Source organism: Acinetobacter sp. YH01024 (genome assembly GCF_013420195.1).
GTDB classification, from domain to species: Bacteria; Pseudomonadota; Gammaproteobacteria; order Pseudomonadales; family Moraxellaceae; genus Acinetobacter; species Acinetobacter amyesii.
Window position 1 is genome coordinate 74,813 of record NZ_VOYQ01000010.1, and the last position, 22,274, is coordinate 97,086.

Genomic DNA, 22,274 nt, shown 5'->3' on the forward strand with positions numbered 1-22,274 from the left:
TTAAACGGCCGCTTTGAAGTCGACCACAGAGGTATTGGCTTTAAGCGCTGCCTTGAAAATATCAACCACTTGAGCATGAGTCGCTTTACGTGGGTTGGTGAGCATACAGGCATCTTTTTGTGCATTTTCAGACATGATGCTGAGGTCTTGTTCTTTCACACCGAGTTCAGAAAGGCTCGATGGAATGCCAATCGAAGCAGACAGTTCACGGATTGCTGCGATCGCTGCATAAGCTGCTTCAGTCACCGTTAAACCGTCGGTTGGCACACCCATGAGCTGCGCGATACGTGCATAGCGGTCAGGGCAGGCAATCAGGTTAAATTCGCAAACGTGTGGTAACAGCACGGCATTACATACGCCATGTGGCAAGTTGTAGAAGCCGCCGAGTTGGTGCGCCATCGCGTGGACATAACCTAAAGATGCATTGTTAAATGCCATCCCTGCTAAGTACTGTGCATAGCTCATCGCATCACGTGCTTCTAGGTTTTCGCCATTGGCGACGGCAGGGCTGAGCCATTCACTGATCATTGAAATGGCTTTTTCAGCACAAGCATCGGTAATAGGATTGGCTGCTGTAGAAACATAAGCTTCGACCGCATGTGTTAATGCATCCATACCAGTTGCAGCAGTTAATGCCGCAGGTTTCGCAATCATCAGCTTCGGGTCATCAATGGCGATAAGAGGGGTACAACGCCAATCGACAATGGCCATTTTTACATGGGTTTCAGTATTGGTAATGATACAGAAACGGGTCATTTCAGATGCTGTACCAGCAGTGGTATTAATCGCAATCAGCGGAGTCATTGGGACTGTGCTTTTATCGATGCCTTCATAGTCACGAATATGGCCACCACCCGCAGTCACTAAGCCAATGCCTTTGGCACAGTCATGAGAAGAGCCGCCGCCGAGAGAGACAATAAAATCACAGCCATTGTCATTGTAGGCATCTACACCGCTATGTACGTTGGTGTCAGTTGGGTTGGGTTCTGCGCCTGGGAATATATGACTTTCTACGCCAGCTTCAGTTAAATATGCGGCAATGGTGTCTGCCACACCAAATTTGTATAGACCGGCATCGGTCACGATAAGCGCTTTCTTTGCGCCAAGATTTTGCGCCTTTGCACCAATTTCTTTAGCACAGCCGGGGCCAAAAAGTGAAACACAAGGGATGTAAAAACCGTTTGTTTGATCTGCAATATTTTTAAAAGCCATGGTGCGATTCCTTCTACCATTCATTGTCATTTGTTATGGGTGATACTCACCTAAACTGAGTATTGCGAGGGATGTTTTAAATTCACACCTACCAAAGACCTACCAAATTTAGGGCTTTGTATTGAACTTATTTAATTGATTGAAATTTAATCATTAATTATTTTTGCTATTTTCTGAGATTCGCTAAAAGTCGTATACGTTTAAGCCAAAATAGGCGTTGCAATGACTAAATACATGATCGAGTTATCAGATTATAAAATCTAACTAAAACTACTATCAATTTACTAAATGCCCCAAAGCGCTCGAATCAGGATAGGCTATAACAAATAACGAGATAGTCACTTTTGTACATTTCGCTTTTTGCAGTGCGAAACAAAAGATTAATTAAACGAGTTAAATAATGCCTAGTGAAAATTTGAAAACGAAACGTCCTTTATATATTCCTTATGCCGGAAATACACTTTTAGAACTCCCACTTTTAAATAAAGGCTCTGCGTTTAATGAAGATGAACGTAAGAGCTTTAATTTGCACGGTTTAATTCCACACGTCACAGAAAGCATTGAAGAGCAAAGTCAGCGTTCTTATCAGCAATATTGTGCATTTAATAGTGATATCAATAAGCATATTTACCTGCGCAATATTCAAGACACCAATGAAACATTGTTCTATCACTTAATTGAAAACCACCTTAGTGAGATGATGCCGATCATCTATACACCAACAGTGGGTGAAGCTTGTCAGCGCTTTTCAGATATTTACCGTCGTCATCGTGGGATTTTTATTTCATATCCTGATCGTGATCATATCGACCAAATTATTCATAACGTGAATAAAAAGAACGTGAAAGTGATCGTTATTACGGACGGTGAACGTATTCTTGGTCTTGGTGACCAAGGGATTGGGGGGATGGGGATTCCGATTGGTAAGTTGTCGCTGTACACCGCGTGTGGTGGCATCAGTCCAGCTTATACATTGCCGATTACTTTAGATGTCGGAACCAATAACCAACAGCTGTTGAATGACCCGATTTATATGGGTTGGAGTCAGCCTCGTATCAGCGGTGAAGAATATTATCAATTTGTCGATGACGTGATTAAAGCCATACAACAACGTTGGCCTAAAGCGCTGATTCAATTTGAAGACTTTGCACAAAAAAATGCGATGCCTTTATTGGAAAAATATCGCGATAAAATTTGCTGCTTTAATGATGATATTCAAGGAACAGCAGCGGTGTCTGTCGGAAGTTTAATTGCGGCATCACGTGCAGCAGGCAAGCAGCTCAAAGATCAAATCGTCACATTCTTAGGTGCAGGTTCAGCAGGTTGCGGGATTGCAGAGCAGATCATCAAGCAAATGGTGGCGGAAGGTTTAACCGATGCTCAAGCGCGTGCGCGGGTGTTTATGGTCGATCGCTTTGGTTTAATTACTGAAAATCAGCCGAATCTTTTAGATTTCCAACGCAAACTTGCCCAATCTACAGACAATGTTGCACATTGGGCTGATGCCGAATCTATGATTTCACTGTTGGATGTGGTCACACATGCCAAACCGACTGTATTGATTGGGGTTTCGGGACAACCGGGACTGTTTAGCCAAGAGGTCATTGAAACGATGGCTGCGAATTGTGAACAGCCTATTGTGTTGCCATTGTCTAATCCGACATCGCGTGTCGAAGCGGTGCCTGCAGATATTATCGAGTGGACCAAAGGTAAGGCCCTGATTGCGACTGGCAGTCCATTTGCACCAGTGAATTATCATGGCAAGATTCATCAGATTTCACAGTGTAATAATTCCTATATTTTCCCGGGGATTGGTCTCGGTGTGATTGCATCTGGGGCGAAACGTGTGACGGAAAATATGCTGATGGCATCTAGTACGGCGTTGGCAGACTGTTCACCAAAATTGGCAGATCCAAATGCGGATTTATTGCCAAGTTTGGATTATTTACAGGATATTTCGAAGAAAATTGCATTGAAAGTCGCGTTGGCTGCGATTGCTGATGGTGTTGCGCCAAATGTCAGCGTTGAAGTACTAGAACATGCGATTGAAGCGAATTTCTGGAAACCTGAATATCGTGATTATGTCCGTGTGACCTATTAACGCAATTTTAATTTTTATTCATATTTGTGGAACCTGACTCAAACCATGTTCCACATACTGAATAAATATAGATTGATTTTGATTGGTGTAAGCGATAGATAAAAAAGCCCCCATCTTTCGATGAGGGCTTTTTGAATTTGGAGCGGGAAAGGAGACTCGAACTCCCGACCCCAACCTTGGCAATAGTCACCGACATAAAATACCTCGAATTACATAAATTGTATTTTAATAAATCCTATATATAACAATTATATAAAGTCTTTATTTTATGTAGTGTAACTTAAAGTAGGGTGAGGTACTTTGGTTTTTGGTCACTAAAATTATTGTGATAATCAACAATAATAACCGACACATACATACTGAATCTAAGGGGGTTTTACTGATTGGTATAATTTGGTGTTGAGGCTATACGATCTGGAATTACGATTTCTATTTTGCCTTTTGGCGTAAGACGTATAAATATAGCCTTTCTACTTTCTTATCTAAAAATTCATCTTTGTTGCACTTCGACTGATAATCTAAGCCGCTAAACTTTTATTCATCATCTTCCGCAAACATTGTTTCAATTTCATCCCACTGCGGAAATTTATACTTCTTTTTATCCACTTCAAATTGCAGGCCTACTGCATTAAGTACACATTCAAATATGCTAAATGAGCCTGTAAAGTGGCCATTTTCTATCTCTGAAATTGTTGTTTTATTGATGTTCGTTTTTTCTGAAAGATTTTTCTGTGTATAGCCCAGAGCTTTTCTTGCCAAACGTATTTCTTTACCTATTTCTTCTCTTGTAGCCATATCAATTTTAACCTTAGAAATTTGTTTGCTATATAGCGAACTTTTTATAAATTATGGCAAATATTCGCTATATAGCAAACTTTTTTATAGTGATTTTTGAATATTATTGAATTAATAAGGTTCGATTTTGCCTTAAATTATTTGAATGGAGCTCATATGTGTATAGTATTTTCAATACTTTTTAGAATTAGGCTAACCTGTCTCTTGATGCAAAATCAATAATTACTTGGACATCTATTCTTGTTTTATCTGGACATTTTTTTCTGCTTTAGGGTTAAATGAAACTACACAAAGATGTGGAACTTTGATTAAAGAACAGGCGTGGAACGTGAAAAATCACAAAAAAGCCGTTCCAGTGCGCTGAACCCTGGAACGGCTTTGACTAAGATATTGATTCTTATAGGAAAATTTCAAGAATTTCGTATAACGTGTATTATGTTAATTTTAGGAAAACTTACAAAATGTATATGTTAAAGATTATTGTTTGGGTGATCCTCATTTTAGTAATCTTATTGGGAATACAATGGATGTTTCATGGCTTTCCAACAGGAAATTAATATTAAGCATTTATAAAAAAATTCATAAATTAGACTTAAGGTAAACATAATAATTAAGGCTTATCTAGATAGCCTAACATCTTAATGTCATGCTTATTACTCTTGAAAGCATCTATGTCTTTAAAGGAATTTTCTGAAATAGCTTCAATACTGGGTGTTATATTACTTGAAGAAATGTAATATAAATTATTAAATTTTTTAATAAAAATTTTTATAGAAGTTTTACTCTGCCTTCTTTTCAAAATTAGCAGCTATTACCATAATTAGGCCTATAAGGATGATAAAAATTCCAATTTTTTTCTTCAATTTACGTTATTCCTATGATCATTAAATTGATTTTGGAATGCTGTTTCTATTAATACACCATTGATAAATTTTTTCATGGGTAGAGCAGGTGGAGAAAATAGTGGCACACCACGAGTTGCAGCAAAACCATCAGTCACAGTGGTAACTAATAAACGAGGCGATGTGGTTACAGTATCGCATGGGAAAATTGATGGTAAGGGAAAATAAAATGAATGAACTTTTAGAATTTGTACAGAACTATTCGAGACCCACAGAAACTCATTACCACTATGCTGAATTTACGAAAAATGTTGAAAATATTTACGATGGTTTTAAAGATAATTTCCCTATAGAAATGCAGGAGCAATTAGGTACTTTAATTTTCGATATGGAAGTAATAAATGGGTTAGCTTTATGCGATTGGGATTTAGCTAACAGACCAACTGAATGGAATGATTGGAATACTGATTATAAAGAAGATGCTGATAATTTAAAGAAACAACTTGTGAGTATCTTAACTGGGGTACAAAAAGAATATATAAGAATTTTAGACTAATTTTCTCTCCATTTAACATAATGGCTGTTATACGAAATTCACCGTTTCGAGCCCCAAATATCAAGTTTATTTCTTGCATAAATGTATCCTATAGGATACATTCTACTTATGTACTCAATATATACCACTGAAGTCTTTGATGACTGGTTCACCAAGTTAAAAGACCAGCAGGCAAAAAGACGCATACAAGTCCGAATTGATCGGGTTGAAGATGGAAACTTTGGAGATACTGAGCCGGTCGGTGAAGGTGTTTCTGAATTACGTTTCTTCTTTGGGCCAGGCTATAGGATTTATTACTGCAAGCAAGGGCAAAGGGTTGTTATTCTTTTAGCAGGCGGAGATAAGTCTACGCAAAGTAAAGATATAAAACTTGCCCTGCAATTGGCACAAGATTTAGAGGAGGAGCTATAAATGGCTATTAAACTTCGCAAATGGGACAGTGCTGAGCATCTTAAAACAGAGAATGATATGCAGGCTTACTTACAAGCATGTATTGAAGAATCTAATGGCGATGCCGCATTCATTGCAAAGGCTTTAGGTAACATTGCAAAAGCTAAAGGAATGGCTCAATTATCACGAGATACAGGCTTAGGCCGAGAAAGTCTTTATAAAGCACTTTCTGGTGATGTTAACCCTAGTTTTGATACTGTGATTAAAGTTGTAAAAGCACTGAATTTACGCTTAGCAATTTAAAAAAAGTTATTAAAAAATGGAGCTTTAGGCTCCATTTTTTATTTTAATTTCGTATAAGGTGTATTATGTTAATTTTAGTAGAACTTTAAAAATGAAAAAATTAGAAATTATCTTTTTCGTAATTTTAATTCTAATTATTTTATGGGGCATACAATGGATGTCTCATGGCTTTCCAACAGGAAATTAAAATCATACTTCGCATCAAAATAAATAGTGTTATATTTCAAAAGGTTATGTTATAAAAAATCGGTGGCGAAAACCCAAAAAACCGACTTGTTTCCAAGCCGGGTTTCTACTGATTTTTTAACTTTTTATTTTGCCCACAAAAATAGCACCCAAATAACGAGTTTTATTTGCCATTTGTTGTGCTATTTCTTGCTCAAGACAAATAGGTCAAAATTTTAATCCAGAAATTCGGAAATTTCCTCAGCAGTTGTTCTCGCGGTCCTTGAAACACCCACCAGCGTTGCTGAACCAGGTCCAGTCCATTCACCATATCCTACTAACCATAGGTTGGGTTGTTTTACTGATCTTGTTCCTTCAACCAGTATCGTATTATTTTCCTCTACTATTCCAAGTGGCTTTAAATGGTCTAAAGTCGCTTTAAATCCAGTACACCAAATCACTGCATCAACCTGTTGAAAAGATCCATCTTCCCAAATCACGCCATCTTCTGTAAAAGCCGAAAACGGGCGCTCACTATGTAAAACTCCTCGTGAACGTGCATCTTTGACTGAATCAATCATGACAATATCACCTAGACCGCCAACAGGCTGATCTATTGTGCCGCCTTCTAATTTTGCCTTTAAACGCTCTGTCGCACGTAAAAATAGTATACGGCCATCAACATCATCTGCTAAAAATTGAGGAGGTGTTGGCGTGATCCAAAGAGTGTCTGCCACTTGGGAAACTTCAGCCAAAATTTGTGCTCCGGAATTTCCACCACCGATAATCATGACGTGCTTATCTTTAAACGGTTCTGCATTTTGATAATGGGCGGAGTGTAATTTCAGCCCTTTAAAATTTTCTTGGCCCGGGTAAGATGGGATATAAGGATGACTCCAGGTGCCCGTTGCACTGACTACAGCCTTGGCTTTCCATAACTGTTCACCTGCATGCACACTCAATGCCTCTCCTTCGCTTTTGACGTGATCAACATATATAGGACGAATAATCGGAAAGTGGTAACGCTGCTCATATTGCTGCAAGTATTCAATAACTTCTTTCTTGGTCGGATACGTTTGTTCTGTATTCGGCATAACCCAACCTGGTAAGGAACTCCAGCTATTCGGTGAAAATAGACGCAAAGAATTCCAGGCATGTAACCAGGCTCCACCTGCTTGATTTTGATCATCTAAAATAATGAATGGTATTTTTTTTCGCTTTAAAAAATAAGCCGTAGATAAAGCAGCCTGCCCACCACCGATAATGATCACATCCGTTTCATTCTGTTTATGATTCAAAGCCCTTTCCCCTTTCATTTTTCTTTAATATAAAAAACCAGTTGCCGGAGCAACTGGTTTTTTATATTAAATTTCAATAACTCAATTTACTTATTTTTTTCAATTAACTCAGCTATTGCTGGAGCTTCTAATACTTTACCGCTTGAGACAATTTTATCATTAATGACTAGACCAGGCGTACTCATCAAACCTGTTTCAGCAATCTTAATTATGTCCGTGACATACTCAATTTCAGCTTGTACCCCACTGCTTTTCACTGCTTCTTCTGTCGCTGCTAGTAAAGCCTTACATTTATGACAACCTGTACCCATAACTTTAATCTGCATTTCTAATCTCCTGAGACTGCTTTTTTATATAAAGAACTGACCAACTAAATTTAGACTATATCCAATGATTAAAACACCAACAAAAACAATCGCGACAAAAAGGCTGAGCAATTGTTTCTTCACGACCTGTTTTAACAAAATTAACGATGGCAGAGAAAGCGCTGTCACCGCCATCATAAAGGCCAAAACTGTACCTAAGCCCACACCTTTAGCTACCAATGCTTCTGCGATAGGTAAAGATCCAAATATATCTGCGTACATCGGCATGCCGACCACAGTCGCAACAAGCACTGAATACCAATGGTCTTGCCCTAATAAGGCAGTAATCCACTGCGTTGGAATCCAGTTATGAATCGCAGCACCAATACCGACACCGATCAAGACATAGATCCAAACTTTCCGGAAGATTTCGACCACCTGCTCCCAGGCAAATTCGCGACGCTCTTTCGCGGACATTTTAAAATTTTCATCATCTTGCACCGCATTATTGTGCGTTACAAATTCAGCGACATACCTTTCCATTTTGAAAAAGCTGATGAGTGAACCACCTAGGACTGCCAGAATCAGACCAAGTACCACGTAGATCATGGCAATTTTCCAGTTGAAGATACTCGCGAGTAAAATAATGGAAGCTAAATCGACCAAAGGAGAGGAAATCAAAAAAGAGAATGTTACGCCGACAGGTAAACCGGCCCGAGTAAAACCAATAAAGATAGGAATAGATGAACATGAACAAAATGGGGTAATGGTTCCCAGTAAGGCACCCATGATATTGGCTTTAATCCCTTTCATGCGTCCCAGAATTTGTCGGGTTCGTTCTGGAGGGAAATAGCTCTGGATATACGACAGTGAATAGATCAGGACACTTAAAAGTATAAAAATTTTAATGACATCATAGATAAAAAAATGCACGCTGCCACCGACTTGCGTGGCAATCGATAAACCTAAGATATTTTCAACGAACCAGGCAACTCCATCTGATAGCCATGTCATTTTCAACAGGACGCTATTTAACCATGCAAAGATTGCAATAATACTGTCCATTTAAATCCCCCTAACCTTGGCCGACTAAAAGTGTTTTAGTGAATGAATAGAGCTGTTCGGTACAAGGGATATTTAGTGAATAACGCATCCAGCGTCCATCTTTTCTTCCCTTGACTAGACCTAATTCAGTCAGACACTTCATATGATGGGAGAGCGTAGATTGCGTAATTGATAAATTTTTCAATAGTTCACAGGCACAACATTCACCTGAATGCAGTGTTTGTAAAATTTTAACCCGCGTTTCATCGGTTAAAGCTTTATATAAATTACAGGCCTGAAGATTGTTCAATCTACACTATCCTTAAATGGCTCTAATGTAACCAGTATGTAAATCATATTGATTATTGTCAATGTGACATGGGAAATAAAAAAAACCATTTTTCAGGGCCTTCACAATAAATTATGTTTTTATTTTAAATACTTACCATTTTCCCCAATAATGAATTTTCCATCTTCTTTAAAAAAAGTACCTAACTGTGCCAAAGGAATATCTAAAACCACTTAGGATGGACGATACAAAATATAGGGTTTCTTCACGTACTACTAAATGTCAGATGTCTATGAAACATGATATTTATGGTTCATCTCACAATGTTCAGCATAATCGATTGATTCTAGCTGTACAGTCACATGATTGAGATCAAAATGATGATGCAAAAATTCGGTAATTTCTGCGATCACGGCATCTGACGTGTGCTGAAATAAAAGTGATTTTCTCACTTAAGATTTACACACCACTTATAAGCATGAATATTCAACTAAATAGGATTCTATTTAACATAATAGAGCTTATACGAAACAAGCTTTTTAAAATATCCTTGTTTTTCATAAAGTTAAAAAATTTTCATCCCCCTAAAAAACAACAAAAAACCGACTTGGAAACAAGTCGGTTTCTTTTTAAGCAAAACTGTAACTTTTAGCCAATAAAATTGATCAAAAAATATTCATTTTTGCGTTTTTTCTTGATTTCTTAAGGGTCACAGTTCAGAAATAATCCCCAATTTCTGCGGACAACTCTCGGGATAAAAATCCACCAATTGTGTACGCCTGAGCGCACATGAATTTAGGGGTTTTGCGGATATTCACAATCCCTTGTATTCAATATCATGAAGTCATAAGAGAACAGGACGTTCCGCAGAATAAAAATAAATAATCGCACAAGGATCGGCGGCACGACAGGAGTCAAGCCAAGCGAACCAATACGAAAAAGCCCGACAGGATGTCGGGCTTTTTTATTGCCTGCATTTAAGATCTAATCAGTCTTAGCCAATTCATTTTGGTTGATAAGTTTAATCAGCGCATTTTGAACAAACTCATCAAGTTCAATCCCTTTTTCTTTTATGATGGTTTCTATCTTTGCTAGCGTTTCACTTTCTAATTCGAACTCGATTTCTGCTGATGTTTCCATGAGTAAATCATAGTTATTTTCGACCATCTTTTTAAAGGTTTCTTCTAGATCTTTTGTTGATGGAATATTGAAAGATAAGCGTAATGAGCTATTGATAATTTCAACATGGGTATACCCTAAATATTCAGTACTTTTTCCTACAAATCCTAAGTGCTTCATAAAAAACCTTCAATAAATATAGTAAAGAGCTGTCTAAATTAAGCCAGACTCTCTTTTACAAATTTTAGATCAGCAATAAATAACCGAATAACGCCCATTATGTTAATTTTAGAAAGTCTTCAAGCTCACCTTAAAGAATTAACCTACTAGAGGATGCTCTTTCATTAAATTCTGTATGTCATTTGGGTCATAACAACCACATAAGCCTAGAAGCACTACGTCTGATATCTCATCAATACAACAACCTGAAACGATTTGCATACGTTGATTTTTGTCATATCCAAAAACTGTATATGTCAAATCTTCATCATCAAAATGATCTTTACAGATTGAACAGCAATCAGGGTATTTCTTCAAAACCTTATCAATATCTTTTTGCTGAGTAACAGTAACGCTCATATAACAACTCAAATAACTTTTCTTGGCCATAATTTTACATCTATATTTTTCTGAATATCCTTTTATTTAGCATGATGGGCATTATTCGGAATGAGAGCGGACAACTCTCGTTTTTTGTTATGGAAACTGCTAAAATACAAGTACGCCATTGACGTACAAAGAGTCCATGTTATTTATTGAAACCAGCATCTTTACCAAGCAAATTAAAGACCTTGTATCTGATGAGGAATATCGTCAACTTCAGGAAGATCTTTTGGTACAGCCTGATAGAGGTGATCTAATCAAGAATGGCGGTGGTATTCGCAAAGTACGTTGTGCTCAAGGTAACAAAGGAAAAAGTGGTGGCATTCGGGTGATTTATTATTGGGTCACCGAGGATGATCAGATATTTTTCTTAGTGGCTTATCCAAAATCAGTGAAAGATAATTTAACAGATAAGGAAACAGCCATTCTGCGCCAACTCGTGAAGGAGCAATTTCATGGATAACAACTTATTTGATGACTTGGTTGCTTCAATCAAAGAAGCTGGAGCTATCAAACGTAAAGAAGTTAAAGCAAGTCGAGTTACAGAACTCGAACTACCAGATATTAAAGAAGTACGTGAAAAAACAGGCTTGAGCCAAAATGAGTTTGCTGCACGTCTGCATATTAGTCCTCGTACCCTGCAAAATTGGGAACAGGGACGACGCTATCCAACTGGACCAGCAGCTACATTGATTCGAATTTTAGATGCTCATCCAAGTCTTATTTAAAAAATTACTTAAAAAATGGGAGCTTAAGGCTCCCATTTTTAGATTCGTATAACGTGTATTATGTTAATTTTAGGGAAATTAATCAGTTGATGAAAAATGAAAATAGGAATCTTTTGGTTTTTGCAAAAGCAAGTTATCGGCATAGCTCATCCATTCAATTTAAATGATGCAGATTCAATAGGCTTAATTGATAGTCCATATACACATGTCGATTATTGGAAAAATATGCAAAGTGTATACCCAGAACTACGTCATTATGAATATGAACAGATTCCAAGGGGTAGGGTAATTTTCGACACAAATAAAGGAAAAGCAATCGTGTATATGGACAAAAAATTATTTAACACAGTAACAGCCACTAAAATTTATGATTTCTTTGATATAGATTCAGAAAATGCTATTCCAAGAAAAGATCCTCACTATCGTACTTAATTGTTTAATTTAGGCTAAAATGAAATTCTCTTTTAATAGGGGTATGAAGATGAGAAAGCGTTTAAAAGACTATAGCCTTGATCAAATTTCAAATCGTGAAAAGGTTTCGGGTCAAGTATTACCAATCCAATTTAGCAATGACGAAGCGACTAAACGTGTTGTGATGCATAGTGCAAAACGAGTCATTAATCAGCATAAAGCTGAAATCCAAGAGCTTGCTTATAAATGAGTTTGATTAGCTCAACATTCGTCATTGCTGTGCATGATGAGATCCTATTACAAACTGGCGTAGGGCGAATAGGCTGTCATATTGAAAAGCTAGAAAGCGTATTAAGCCGTATAGATCAGCAAATGTATTACAGTAATGTAAGCGACATTTTTGAGATCGCAGCATGGTTTGGTATAGCTATCTCAAAAGGTCATGCTTTTGTTGATGGTAATAAAAGAACTGGTTTAGCTGTAATGCTGACTTATCTCGAAATTCAAGGTGTTACCATTCAGGAACAAACAGGTTTAGATGATTTGATGGTCGATATTGTTGAATCACAAGAAGAACATGAATTATTAGCCAAAATTGTGGCTGAATTCTTATACGAGCTTTCGATAATTTAAACTAAGAAATCAGAATCTGAATATTTGGATCATCGATATTCGATAAAAGATTCTTATAAATTAAATAATTTTCATCCTCTCGGCAGATAAAAAATACTTCTGCAACATGATCATATTGAGGCAACATAGAGAGTATAGTGCCAATCGCAATTTCAGCAGCCTTTTGAGGTGGAAAACCATAAACACCTGTACTAATACATGGAAAAGAAACAGTGAGTGCATGAATTTCATTAGCTTTGAATAGTGCATTACTATAAGCATCACAAAGCAATTGTGGCTCATTGTGTTCGCCATCTAACCATCGTGGTCCAACCGCATGAATAAGGTATTTAGCAGGCAGATTACCTGCTGTTGTTACTTCTGCTTGACCTGTAGGGCATCCACCTTTTTCTTGATTTAGACGAACACATTCTTCTTTCATCAATGGTCCAGCTTTTTTATGAATCACATAATCAAGTCCCCCACCACCAAGCAAAGATTTATTTGCTGAGTTAACGATGGCATGTACAGCAAAAGCTGTTATATCTGCTTGGATGAGATGGACTTTTTTCATAAATTTTATGCAATACCGCGATCTTTTTTAAATTGAGAAATAATAGGATTTAATTCAGATCCACAGAATTCAATATACTCATTTGTAATTCCACGACCACTAGAAGGATGTGGCAACCCAACTACAGTGCAGTTTTCAAATTTATTGATATAAGCCAATGAGCCATGATAATCAGGCATTCTTAATGTTTGCAATTTTTCAATTTCATTGCCCATAATTGGAGTGAATTTATCCCTTACTTTATAAAATTTTAGTACCTTAGTTAAAAGCTCACTTCCCATAAACAGAATTACTTTAGGTCTAAGTTCTTCTATATGTGCTATAAAATTATCAACATTTTCATCTTGTTTGTAGAAAGGAATTGCAGAACGAGATTTTTTTGATTCTACAGCCCAATTAGTTTGTACAATCATTTTGTCGAAAGCATCGCCTAAGCCTTCCTCATTTAGAGGATGCCCCCACATAGAAAACCAAGTTCTAATTCTTTTATCGTATTTAATCCATGTCTTAGCAACATCACCATATCGCAATGATTTATTAGAAAAGGTACATTCTTTAGTCATATCTATTATAACTTCTTGCCCCTTACTTTGTGATTCTTCACCCCATTCATAACCACAAATCATTAATCCGTTTTTATCATTAAAGCCTGCGAAAATTGAATTTGCTAAATTTAGACTTTTTCCCACTTTATCTTCTCTGATACTTTTAAGATTCAAATTATCACATATATTTCATATAAATCATTTATATGGAAAGTTTTTTATAGATATAAAAATACACTTAACATAAAATCTCTTATACGAAATCCAGATTCAAGACATAAAAAAGCCCAACATCCTGTTGGGCTTTTTCGTATTGGTTCGCTCGGTATAACTCCTGTCGTACCTTACAGTCCTTGTGCGTATCTATGTTCTTATTATTGTGTGGAACTTCCTGTTCCTGATGAATCCATCATAGGAAATTGCAGCCAGATCGTATAGGCGCAAAGGGCCGGAATTGGTGTGAGCCAAAGCGTACAAAATTGGTGGATTTTTATCCCAAGAGTTGTCCGCAGAAATTGGGGATAATTTAAGCCAGCGCTGTCTTGATAACGCAGAGAAAAATGACAAATTGATTAAATATTGATCAATTTTATTGGCAAGAAGTATCAAAATTGCTCAAAAAGAAACCGACTTGTTTCCAAGTCGGTTTTTTGTTGTTTTTCAGGGGGGTGAAAAATTTTTAACTATATGAAAAACAATGATATTTCAAAAAGCATTTCGTATAAGCTCTATTATGTTAATTTTAGGAAATCTTTAAAGTATTTAAAAAATATATGAACTTAATTTCAGCAACATTATTAAATGAACACCCTATCAAAGGATGTATTCAGGATGGAAGTGGAAACACTAAACCATTTCCTATTTTTGCTATTGATGGGCTTCCATTAAATATATGGATAAGTAAAAACACTAGTTTTAAAGATGCAAAATCTTCCGTTCCAGCACAGGGTTGGCTATATGACTTTGAAAATAGCGTTCCTTTGAGTAATGCATGGAAACTATTAAAACCCGAAACTTCTGAATATGGTGCAGTATCAACTGTCATACCAATTTTAATTTGTCCTGATGATTTAGATCTTGTCTGTAATGTAATTATGATTGAACAGATCGTGACTGAATCAGAGGTTCAATGGATTCGATTTGGGGTAGCATGGGACAATATGCATGACCTTGTAACATCCGTAGTTTGGGAAAAACCTTTTTCATCTCCTGTTTTAACATTTAAATTAAATAATTTTGAAGAAGCATACAATAATTTGAAAAGTTTAGATAAAGCTTGGAATGAGGGGATTTAACATAATGGCTGTTATACGAAATTAATGGATGTTCGTATAGATTACTTGCATATTGTATTCGATCGAATACAATATGGTGAGAAGAGAAGGAATACTCATGATTGAAATTAAACGTCTGCCAGAATTTGATGAATGGTTAGATGGCATTAAAGACAATATGACTCGTATCCGCCTGAATCGTCGATTAGATAAGGTTCAACGTGGAAATTGGGGAGATATTAAACCTCTCCAGGATGGCGTTTGGGAAATGAGAGAATTCTTCGGTTCCGGATGGAGGATGTATTACATCCAACATGGTGACGTAGTGATTGTAATGCTTGGTGGAGGAGATAAATCAACTCAACAACAAGACATCGATCGTGCAGTCAAATTATCGAAAACATTGGAGGATTAAAATGGTTAAAGTCGCTGATTTACCAAGTTTTGATATGGCTGAGTCACTCAAAACTGAAGAAGACATTGTGATGTATCTCAACATAGTTCTTGAAGAAAATGATCCAGCTGAATTAGCTCATGCCCTTGGCGTAATTGCTAAAGCTCGTGGCATGACTCAAATCGCTAAAGAAGCAGGGATTGGACGTGAAGCACTTTACAAAGCCCTACGTCAGGATTCAGCACCACGTTTTGATACGATTAATCGTGTAGTGAATGCTTTAGGCTTAAAACTCACAGTACAACACGCCTAAAATATTAAAAAATATAATAAAAATGGGAGATTAAAGCTCCCATTTTTTTTTTATTTCGTATAAGGTGTATTATGTTAATTTTAGGAAATCTTTAGAACCACTGAAAATAATCAACTTAATTACGAATGACTTTATATTGTTTTCTATGTGAAGTACCTTTTGTAATTATTCTTTTAATGATAAATTAAAATTAAGCATTTACACAAAATTTAGAACAGTCTCAAAACTTTATTTTCAACTATTCTATATATATATCAAAGCTATAGAATTCTTTAGGTAAGCTTGTATCATCTAGGGTATTTTTTGCTACTACCTGATACTTTAAAGTTCCGTCACTCAGTTGATATTCCGCTAGTTGATTTGAGTAACTAAGCTTTTCTTTTTTCAATAGTTTTAATTTTAATTCATTTAATACATTTATATCTGAATTTTTCAAAATAAAGCTTACTGGTCCACCAGAGGATAAAGAAATATAAGTTAATTTATTATTATCTTTTTTATATTTCAAATAAACTTCCGTTTGAGATAAATTAGGAATATTAATATAATGATAAGACATATAAGGATCGCTAAAATCCTTGCTATACATTTTTTCTTTTTTTCCTAAAACAGGATCAATATCCTGAAAATTATTTTCTTTTGCTTTTTTTATAACATACTCAGATATTTTCAAAAAATCATTTTCTGATATCCAATCTCTTAGAGATCCAAAATATTCTTTATCATATTCATCATTTGTCATAACAAGTTTCTCAATTTTAGGAATAATATTTATCTTCTGATGGTTCTCAGCAGGATTATCTTTTTCATGACAACCCATTAGTGCAAAAACACATAATATCAATAAAGCATGTTTAGTTACCATTTTATATAATCCAAATCATTCATTGCAGGAACATACTCTTTAATTAATTTTTTAGGATCTTCTTTCGTATATTTACTTGGATCTGTTGGAAATACTTTATATGGTGTTCCTGCTTTTTTAAAGTCATCAAAAAGCCAGTAAGGAGTAACTGCTCTAATATATACATAATACGTTCCCGTTTTCCCTTTCCCTATTGGTAATTCAGGTATATAAGGTCTTAATATTTCAAGCATTGTTTCTGCACATGGGCTTTGTTGCACAAACCTATCTGTAAAGGCTTTTTCAGCGATATAATTTTCAAATGAAGAAGCCTATACACAAAATCTATCGCACAACCAATTGGCCCGCATATAACCGAGCACTCATGAGTCGCGGAAATATTGCCATTTGGTTTGATCCTGCTACGCAATGGTATGCTCCATCAAAAGGCAAACAAGGGCGAAATCAAACCTACTCCGACGCAGCTATCCAATGCTGCTTAATGATTAAATCCTTATTCCGTCTATCTTTACGTATGGTCACTGGCTTTGTGCAAAGTCTGATTAAACTTTGTGGATTAAATTGGACCGCACTAGATTACAGTACGCTTTGCAGAAGACAAAAACATATTGATATTGCGATTAATTATCAAAAAAGCAGTGGTGGGCTTAACTTGCTGGTAGACTCTACCGGTCTAAAGTTTTTAGGTGAAGGTGAATGGAAAAGGAAGAAACATGGACCTGAATATCGTCGCCAATGGCGTAAACTTCATATTGGTATAGATGCTGAAACCCTTCAAATACGCGCCATTCAACTCACTACAAATAATGTGAGTGATTCACAAGTGCTTGGTGATTTACTCGATCAGATTCCACAAGATGAGCAGATTGACTCTGTTTATACCGATGGAGCTTATGACACCAAGCAATGCCGTCAGGTCATTGCAGATCGGCAAGCGCATGCGGTGATTCCACCTAGAAAAAATGCGAAACCATGGAAAGATACAAAGATCAGCTCGCTAGCGCGAAATGAATTACTTCGAACAGTTAAACGTTTAGGCAGGACATTATGGAAAAAATGGTCCGGCTATCATTGCCGAAGTTTGGTCGAAACTAAGATGCATTGCATCAAATTATTGGGGGATAAACTCAGTGCAAGGAGTTTTGATAGCCAAGTGAATGAAATTCATGCACGTGTAGCAGTCCTCAACAGATTTACGGAATTAGGTCGACCACTTACCCAAGTTACGCCTTAAATTTGGCTCAATTAGGGGGGCTTTGTATTTCAAATCTTTGTGCAACAAAGCCGTGAGTTATTACAAAAAAAACTTGTTGTTGGTGAAACAATAGGGATGTTTTCAATTATTGAAACTTCTTTATCTAAACAACAACTAATTCAACATTTACAGCCTTTTTTACAGGCAGAGCTACCTAGTGAGGAGCTAGCTTTATTTAGATTTTATGATCCAGCAATTATTAAAATACTTAACAAAATGTTAGATGATGAAAGTTATATGGTTTTATTAAAACCAATTAGTAATTGGTGGTATCAAGAATTCGATAGTACTTTGCATAATATAGTGAGTCTTTGATATGACAATAAAGTTTACTCAAGAGCAGATTGATATATTTTCAAATAGCCGTGAAGAAGATTTAGCTCTATGGAATTGGAATAGATTGAAAATGAAATTTCCTTTTTTTTCTGAAAAATATTTTAATAATGATGAAAAAAGAGGTGTTGATTTTTTATTTATTGCACAGGGGCGTGTAAAGAAATATTTAAATGGAATGGAAGAAGATGCTGACTATAATAAGTGGTGTGCGGTATATGGAGAAATTTGTTTTATTTTAAATAAGAACAATATAGATGATGATAATTGGAATAGAGGTATTTTAGAAGAAAAATTATGGCCTCCGTATTTAAGAATTGATGTTTTAGCAGGAATTGTAGAAAGTTGCTTAAATAATTCTGAATCTCAAAAATTTTATGCTGCTTTGGAGAAAGAAACATGGCAGTAGCAGCAGATATTGGTAGTCTAGGTGGATGGGGAACAGCCATAGAAAAAGCGGGTGAAGCTGCTAGAGTTGGAGCGAGAACTAATCCGGTTGGTGCAGTATTGATCGGTATATTAACTCCATCTACATTGGGTGATAGTACTATTACAGGTGCTTTAAATAGTGCATTAGAAACAGCAGAGGAACAAATACAAAGAGAGAAAGGAAATATTTCTGATTATCAAAAAGCACTAGCATTACAAAATATTAAAGATGAAAGAGATAAGTTAAATAGAACTTGTAATCCTAATAATTCTAATTGTAATAAACAAAAGCATAATGGTCGAATTCAAGCACAAAATGGTGCAAAAACAAACCAGATGATTGTTACAGCAACTGAGGCTAATTCAGCATGGGTAGATTTACCTGCTCCACCTTCGTTAACTTTATGTAAATTATATGCAAAATCAGTTCGGGTACAAATGATAGGTTTAAAAGGTCATAGTCCGGATAAGAAAAAAGGGCAGAAAGTTGATTATGAGAAAGGGGGGCGACAACGGCATATAATAATTTAGTTTCTTGGATGACAAAAAATACTCCAGGTGGGGTAGGTGTTAGTAAATGGAGTTTTAGTTTTGATGGAACTCATAAGCAAGATCGAGTTATGGGTGATTCAAGGCGAATTGATATTGATATCAGAACAGGATTAATTCTAAAGAGTGCTTAAATGAAATATAAAACAGAAGAAATAATTAGTTTTTTTAAAAAACATCCAAAGTATCCTTTTAATAATTATTATGTTAATTATGATGAATATTGTGCTGCTAGATTAATGATCTTAAATATTGTGAAAGCTTATATTCCTAAAGATGAAATAAATAATTGGGAATTTTCATCAGATTATTATGATGCAAGACGGAATGATCCAGATGCTTTTTATTCTCTATTATCATGTGTGAATCATAATAAAGAACAGGTATTTTTCTTTGCGATAGTTGATGATCGAGAAGAATCTTCAGATTATAAGGACATCGTGATTAATGTTGAAAGAGATGATTCATATGGTGATAAATGGAGAGATAATTCACCTATGGATGATTGGTATAGTATATTTCAAATTACCTTAAATCTTAAAAAAATAATAGATTATGCGAAACTTGATCAGTTACTTAATTTATATTTTAAGAAAAAATTAAATTTTAATGAGCTTTATATACTGCAAACTGATTAAAACTTGTTCGTAAATCATTTTTTATTCACTATTAACTCCAGCAGTTAAATTGAATCTTAGCCCTAGTTTTTTATCTTGGTTAGATCGGAAATAATTTTATCACTAGCCTATAGGTAAACGATAAAAAAGCGATTATTTAACTATATTTTAATAGCCAAATGATCGCTTTATCACTGTACTCTCTATTGAAAGTCTTTAACATAAAATCTCTTATACGAAATTCATTCAATTGTAAGCCCAAAATTGAAATGACCGCTTTTAGAATACTTATCTTGAGAAAGGATGTTTCTTATATCTTGCACTTGAATAATTAGATCGGGCCATAACTCAAGTTTATAAGTAATGAAGCCTTGCATATATTATGGTTTAGCTTGGAGGCCTTCTACAAATTGTAAAACAATCTCAAGCTCAGAAATATTCTGGATTTGATCCAATGGAATGCCTTTTGTTATTTTATTTGGAGATTTCATAAAGTGTTGCATCATTGATATATCTCCACCTATAAGAGAATCTAGAGCAACTGTTATACGTATAAGTTTTAGAGCAATTTCTTTTTGTAATAATGAAAGTTTGCTGCAATCTATATTGGTTCTTGATAAATCTATACCAAGAATCATGGCAAGCTGATCATATGTTAGCCCCATTTTTTTGGCTGTTGCTAAAACAGCTTTAGCTAAGACCTTTTCGCTATTAGTCATTTGTTCGATTATCCGTATTACAAAGCGCTCTTTAGGTTCTACTACATAATTCGTACTGACGGTAGTGAAAAATTTTGAGCGTGGTATTTGTAATTGAATTGCAAATCTCCATTTTTTAATTTGTTTAAAAAGAATATATGATTAGGTTGGGAGAGTGCAGGGGGTGTTAAGAATTATAGGATTAACGGCAAGTTATAGGGGGTCATATAAAAAAATGAAATAATTTTAGCTTTTATTTTTTAATAAAATGAGTTGGCTGACAATTTCATTCGCATCTAATTCTAAAGCTTCACAATAATGAATAAATTCAAAAATATCTAATTTTCGATCACCTGTTTCCACTTTCCCAACAAATGAATAAATGATGCCTAAACGCTCTGCCAGCGCCCTTTGGGAAAGTCCGAGTTCATTTCTCTTTTGAATGAAAAGCTTACGCAGCCAAACATACTCATCTGAGTGAATTGATAAAGTAATATTATTCATTGCACCTATAATAGGTGCGTGTTAGGATGCACCTGTTTTGGGTGCAAACTTCACTAATACATTAATAATATGTAATTTTTATCCTTAATACAGATAATTTTATTTAAGGAAATAAATTCATATATCAAAAAAAGAGGGCTGAAATGGGGAAATTTAATAAAGGGAAACAGGGCGTTAAAAATTTACTGTTGCTATCTAGTATGACTTTGGCACTTCATGTAAGTGGTAATGCTTATGCAGGCATAGCACCTGAAGTAAAGCCTAGTAAAAACAAGACAAGTAGTCTGAAAAAAATGGTTTCTAAGAAATGTTTAGATAATTTAATTATTAGTGATGATGGAAATATGAGTCTTCCTTCAGGATGTAATTTTTCATTTAGTGAACTATATGCTCATGATCAGTTTTTCAGGGATAGAGTTATTAAGGCATTTAAAGCGTCTCCATTTGATGGACGTTTCTTTGATATAGAATCTCCTGCTGAGATCACTGAGCCGCCAGGAGATAATGATGATAGTTGGTCTGTTTTACTTGAAACAGTATCCAACGAAAAGGACATAAGAGCACAAGTTTTTGCTGTTCCAAATATCAATGAACTCACTGTAATTATAACGGACAGAGGGATTGGCAATAAAAAATGTAGTTATGGTGTATATGGAGATATTCAGGAAAGAAATGAATGAACCGTACCGGGTTTGTCGGAGACTTTTTTATTTAAGTTAGGCCACCTGACCTAACGGGTTAATCTTATAATCGTACATTGCTTCAAGCTCAAAAGACGATACATAACTCAGCGCATCAAGCACCATATCTGTATTCTTACGTGTTGATACTTTCCAGCCAACAATTGCACATGAAAAAACATCAATAATAAATGTGGTTTAGACCCAATCTGAATGAGTTTTAATATATGTGAAGTCAGCGACCTGAGATACCGTCTTGGTAGTCAATCAGGTTTTGAGATTATTCGGCTAATAAATAATCTCTTTGATAGGCAGTCTGATGTTTTAAAACGCTATAACACAGACTCTGTACACGACAAATTTCATAGGATCCTTGTCCTATCAGGCTTTTTCTTTCTTAAAATTGCTAGCACTTTCTTAAATTCTTCTTTTTTTCCAAAACCAATCAAACGTAGAATAGCCATTTGAACA

The 22,274-nt window shown here is 35.6% G+C and carries 32 protein-coding genes and 1 pseudogene; 18 read left to right on the forward strand and 15 right to left on the reverse strand.

Features of this window, described 5'->3' with window-relative positions; translation table 11 throughout:
* Positions 1-1,212 (reverse strand): iron-containing alcohol dehydrogenase, encoded by a 1,212-nt coding sequence (locus FTT88_RS06860; protein WP_180173817.1) that lies wholly within the window; start codon positions 1,210-1,212, stop codon positions 1-3.
* Between the two features lie 400 nt (positions 1,213-1,612).
* Between FTT88_RS06860 and FTT88_RS06865 the strand changes: the two genes are divergently transcribed.
* Positions 1,613-3,313, forward strand: coding sequence for an NAD-dependent malic enzyme (locus FTT88_RS06865; protein WP_180170404.1), 1,701 nt, complete (start codon positions 1,613-1,615; stop codon positions 3,311-3,313).
* Positions 3,314-3,847: 534 nt separating this feature from the next.
* Here FTT88_RS06865 and FTT88_RS06870 read toward each other — a convergent pair.
* Complete coding sequence (locus tag FTT88_RS06870; RefSeq protein ID WP_180024772.1) at positions 3,848-4,108, reverse strand: helix-turn-helix domain-containing protein; 261 nt, start codon at positions 4,106-4,108, stop codon at positions 3,848-3,850.
* A 1,071-nt stretch (positions 4,109-5,179) separates the two neighbouring features.
* On the opposite strand from FTT88_RS06870, the gene FTT88_RS06875 reads away from it, so the two are divergent.
* From FTT88_RS06875 to FTT88_RS06885, 3 genes are all read left to right on the forward strand, one after another.
* The gene (locus FTT88_RS06875; RefSeq protein ID WP_180022336.1) at positions 5,180-5,506 is read left to right on the forward strand and encodes a hypothetical protein; all 327 of its coding nucleotides are present in this window, start codon (positions 5,180-5,182) and stop codon (positions 5,504-5,506) included.
* 108 nt (positions 5,507-5,614) lie between these two features.
* A complete protein-coding gene (locus FTT88_RS06880; protein WP_000286964.1) occupies positions 5,615-5,917 on the forward strand; it encodes a type II toxin-antitoxin system RelE/ParE family toxin in 303 nt (100 codons plus the stop codon).
* A complete protein-coding gene (locus tag FTT88_RS06885) occupies positions 5,918-6,199 on the forward strand; it encodes an addiction module antidote protein (RefSeq protein WP_180136112.1) in 282 nt (93 codons plus the stop codon).
* A gap of 401 nt (positions 6,200-6,600) precedes the next feature.
* Here the strand turns inward: FTT88_RS06885 and FTT88_RS06890 are convergent, their stop codons facing one another.
* The 6 genes from FTT88_RS06890 to FTT88_RS06915 form a co-directional block, all read right to left on the reverse strand.
* A complete protein-coding gene (locus tag FTT88_RS06890) occupies positions 6,601-7,662 on the reverse strand; it encodes an ArsO family NAD(P)H-dependent flavin-containing monooxygenase (protein ID WP_020846547.1) in 1,062 nt (353 codons plus the stop codon).
* Positions 7,663-7,748: 86 nt separating this feature from the next.
* Entirely contained in the window at positions 7,749-7,988 is a 240-nt protein-coding gene (locus FTT88_RS06895) for a thioredoxin family protein (protein WP_004871187.1), read from the reverse strand.
* A gap of 24 nt (positions 7,989-8,012) precedes the next feature.
* Positions 8,013-9,032, reverse strand: a complete 1,020-nt coding sequence (locus tag FTT88_RS06900) for a permease (protein WP_180056120.1) — start codon at positions 9,030-9,032, stop codon at positions 8,013-8,015.
* 10 nt (positions 9,033-9,042) lie between these two features.
* A complete protein-coding gene (locus FTT88_RS06905; protein ID WP_004871185.1) occupies positions 9,043-9,321 on the reverse strand; it encodes a metalloregulator ArsR/SmtB family transcription factor in 279 nt (92 codons plus the stop codon).
* Between the two features lie 963 nt (positions 9,322-10,284).
* Positions 10,285-10,599, reverse strand: coding sequence for a hypothetical protein (locus tag FTT88_RS06910; protein ID WP_058971764.1), 315 nt, complete (start codon positions 10,597-10,599; stop codon positions 10,285-10,287).
* A gap of 138 nt (positions 10,600-10,737) precedes the next feature.
* Positions 10,738-10,998 (reverse strand): hypothetical protein, encoded by a 261-nt coding sequence (locus FTT88_RS06915; protein ID WP_068976015.1) that lies wholly within the window; start codon positions 10,996-10,998, stop codon positions 10,738-10,740.
* A gap of 166 nt (positions 10,999-11,164) precedes the next feature.
* On the opposite strand from FTT88_RS06915, the gene FTT88_RS06920 reads away from it, so the two are divergent.
* From FTT88_RS06920 to FTT88_RS06940, 5 genes are all read left to right on the forward strand, one after another.
* Positions 11,165-11,485 carry a type II toxin-antitoxin system RelE/ParE family toxin gene (locus FTT88_RS06920; protein WP_058971762.1) on the forward strand — a complete coding sequence of 107 codons (321 nt, stop codon included), beginning with the start codon at positions 11,165-11,167 and terminating at the stop codon, positions 11,483-11,485.
* Positions 11,478-11,750, forward strand: a complete 273-nt coding sequence (nadS, locus tag FTT88_RS06925) for a NadS family protein (RefSeq protein ID WP_000369781.1) — start codon at positions 11,478-11,480, stop codon at positions 11,748-11,750. Before FTT88_RS06920 ends, nadS begins: the two co-directional genes overlap by 8 nt.
* A 96-nt stretch (positions 11,751-11,846) precedes the next feature.
* On the forward strand, positions 11,847-12,182 hold the full coding sequence (locus tag FTT88_RS06930) for a hypothetical protein (protein WP_179997550.1): 336 nt from the start codon (positions 11,847-11,849) through the stop codon (positions 12,180-12,182).
* Between the two features lie 49 nt (positions 12,183-12,231).
* On the forward strand, positions 12,232-12,411 hold the full coding sequence (locus tag FTT88_RS06935) for a hypothetical protein (protein WP_001231652.1): 180 nt from the start codon (positions 12,232-12,234) through the stop codon (positions 12,409-12,411).
* Positions 12,408-12,794 (forward strand): type II toxin-antitoxin system death-on-curing family toxin, encoded by a 387-nt coding sequence (locus FTT88_RS06940; RefSeq protein ID WP_000053135.1) that lies wholly within the window; start codon positions 12,408-12,410, stop codon positions 12,792-12,794. The genes FTT88_RS06935 and FTT88_RS06940 overlap by 4 nt, the downstream gene beginning before the upstream one ends.
* Position 12,795: 1 nt before the next feature.
* Here FTT88_RS06940 and FTT88_RS06945 read toward each other — a convergent pair whose 3' ends face one another.
* Positions 12,796-13,347, reverse strand: a complete 552-nt coding sequence (locus FTT88_RS06945; RefSeq protein WP_000755487.1) for a macro domain-containing protein — start codon at positions 13,345-13,347, stop codon at positions 12,796-12,798.
* Positions 13,348-13,352: 5 nt separating this feature from the next.
* The gene (locus FTT88_RS06950) at positions 13,353-14,036 is read right to left on the reverse strand and encodes a hypothetical protein (RefSeq protein WP_016658768.1); all 684 of its coding nucleotides are present in this window, start codon (positions 14,034-14,036) and stop codon (positions 13,353-13,355) included.
* Positions 14,037-14,665: 629 nt separating this feature from the next.
* Between FTT88_RS06950 and FTT88_RS06955 the strand changes: the two genes are divergently transcribed.
* From FTT88_RS06955 to FTT88_RS06965, 3 genes are all read left to right on the forward strand, one after another.
* Complete coding sequence (locus FTT88_RS06955; protein WP_180105732.1) at positions 14,666-15,187, forward strand: hypothetical protein; 522 nt, start codon at positions 14,666-14,668, stop codon at positions 15,185-15,187.
* Positions 15,188-15,284: 97 nt separating this feature from the next.
* Complete coding sequence (locus FTT88_RS06960) at positions 15,285-15,581, forward strand: type II toxin-antitoxin system RelE/ParE family toxin (protein WP_004647749.1); 297 nt, start codon at positions 15,285-15,287, stop codon at positions 15,579-15,581.
* A 1-nt stretch (position 15,582) separates the two neighbouring features.
* Complete coding sequence (locus tag FTT88_RS06965; RefSeq protein WP_070155664.1) at positions 15,583-15,873, forward strand: addiction module antidote protein; 291 nt, start codon at positions 15,583-15,585, stop codon at positions 15,871-15,873.
* 238 nt (positions 15,874-16,111) lie between these two features.
* Here FTT88_RS06965 and FTT88_RS06970 read toward each other — a convergent pair whose 3' ends face one another.
* Positions 16,112-16,738, reverse strand: coding sequence for a hypothetical protein (locus FTT88_RS06970; protein ID WP_180112650.1), 627 nt, complete (start codon positions 16,736-16,738; stop codon positions 16,112-16,114).
* Positions 16,732-16,998, reverse strand: a complete 267-nt coding sequence (locus FTT88_RS06975) for a hypothetical protein (protein ID WP_180036251.1) — start codon at positions 16,996-16,998, stop codon at positions 16,732-16,734. Before FTT88_RS06975 ends, FTT88_RS06970 begins: the two co-directional genes overlap by 7 nt.
* A 41-nt stretch (positions 16,999-17,039) precedes the next feature.
* Here FTT88_RS06975 and FTT88_RS06980 point away from each other — a divergent pair, with 41 nt between their 5' ends.
* From FTT88_RS06980 to FTT88_RS07000, 5 genes are all read left to right on the forward strand, one after another.
* Positions 17,040-17,972 carry an IS5 family transposase gene (locus tag FTT88_RS06980; protein ID WP_180173818.1) on the forward strand — a complete coding sequence of 311 codons (933 nt, stop codon included), beginning with the start codon at positions 17,040-17,042 and terminating at the stop codon, positions 17,970-17,972.
* Between the two features lie 39 nt (positions 17,973-18,011).
* The gene (locus tag FTT88_RS06985) at positions 18,012-18,308 is read left to right on the forward strand and encodes a DUF4123 domain-containing protein (RefSeq protein ID WP_373685334.1); all 297 of its coding nucleotides are present in this window, start codon (positions 18,012-18,014) and stop codon (positions 18,306-18,308) included.
* A 1-nt stretch (position 18,309) separates the two neighbouring features.
* Positions 18,310-18,735 carry a hypothetical protein gene (locus FTT88_RS06990; protein WP_180116212.1) on the forward strand — a complete coding sequence of 142 codons (426 nt, stop codon included), beginning with the start codon at positions 18,310-18,312 and terminating at the stop codon, positions 18,733-18,735.
* Positions 18,726-19,286: a hypothetical protein gene (locus FTT88_RS06995; protein WP_257230146.1), complete on the forward strand. Its 561-nt coding sequence runs from the start codon at positions 18,726-18,728 to the stop codon at positions 19,284-19,286. Before FTT88_RS06990 ends, FTT88_RS06995 begins: the two co-directional genes overlap by 10 nt.
* Before the next feature lie 152 nt (positions 19,287-19,438).
* The gene (locus FTT88_RS07000; protein WP_180109898.1) at positions 19,439-19,942 is read left to right on the forward strand and encodes a hypothetical protein; all 504 of its coding nucleotides are present in this window, start codon (positions 19,439-19,441) and stop codon (positions 19,940-19,942) included.
* Positions 19,943-20,301: 359 nt separating this feature from the next.
* Here the strand turns inward: FTT88_RS07000 and FTT88_RS07005 are convergent, their stop codons facing one another.
* Positions 20,302-20,640, reverse strand: a complete 339-nt coding sequence (locus FTT88_RS07005; protein ID WP_180039821.1) for an antitoxin Xre-like helix-turn-helix domain-containing protein — start codon at positions 20,638-20,640, stop codon at positions 20,302-20,304.
* Between the two features lie 225 nt (positions 20,641-20,865).
* Positions 20,866-21,123, reverse strand: coding sequence for a helix-turn-helix domain-containing protein (locus tag FTT88_RS07010; RefSeq protein WP_120368469.1), 258 nt, complete (start codon positions 21,121-21,123; stop codon positions 20,866-20,868).
* A gap of 143 nt (positions 21,124-21,266) precedes the next feature.
* On the opposite strand from FTT88_RS07010, the gene FTT88_RS07015 reads away from it, so the two are divergent.
* The gene (locus FTT88_RS07015; RefSeq protein ID WP_180166167.1) at positions 21,267-21,803 is read left to right on the forward strand and encodes a hypothetical protein; all 537 of its coding nucleotides are present in this window, start codon (positions 21,267-21,269) and stop codon (positions 21,801-21,803) included.
* Between the two features lie 108 nt (positions 21,804-21,911).
* Here the strand turns inward: FTT88_RS07015 and FTT88_RS07020 are convergent.
* Positions 21,912-22,046 (reverse strand): annotated as a pseudogene (locus FTT88_RS07020) (IS3 family transposase); the annotation flags it as partial.
* Positions 22,047-22,274: the final 228 nt, after the last annotated feature.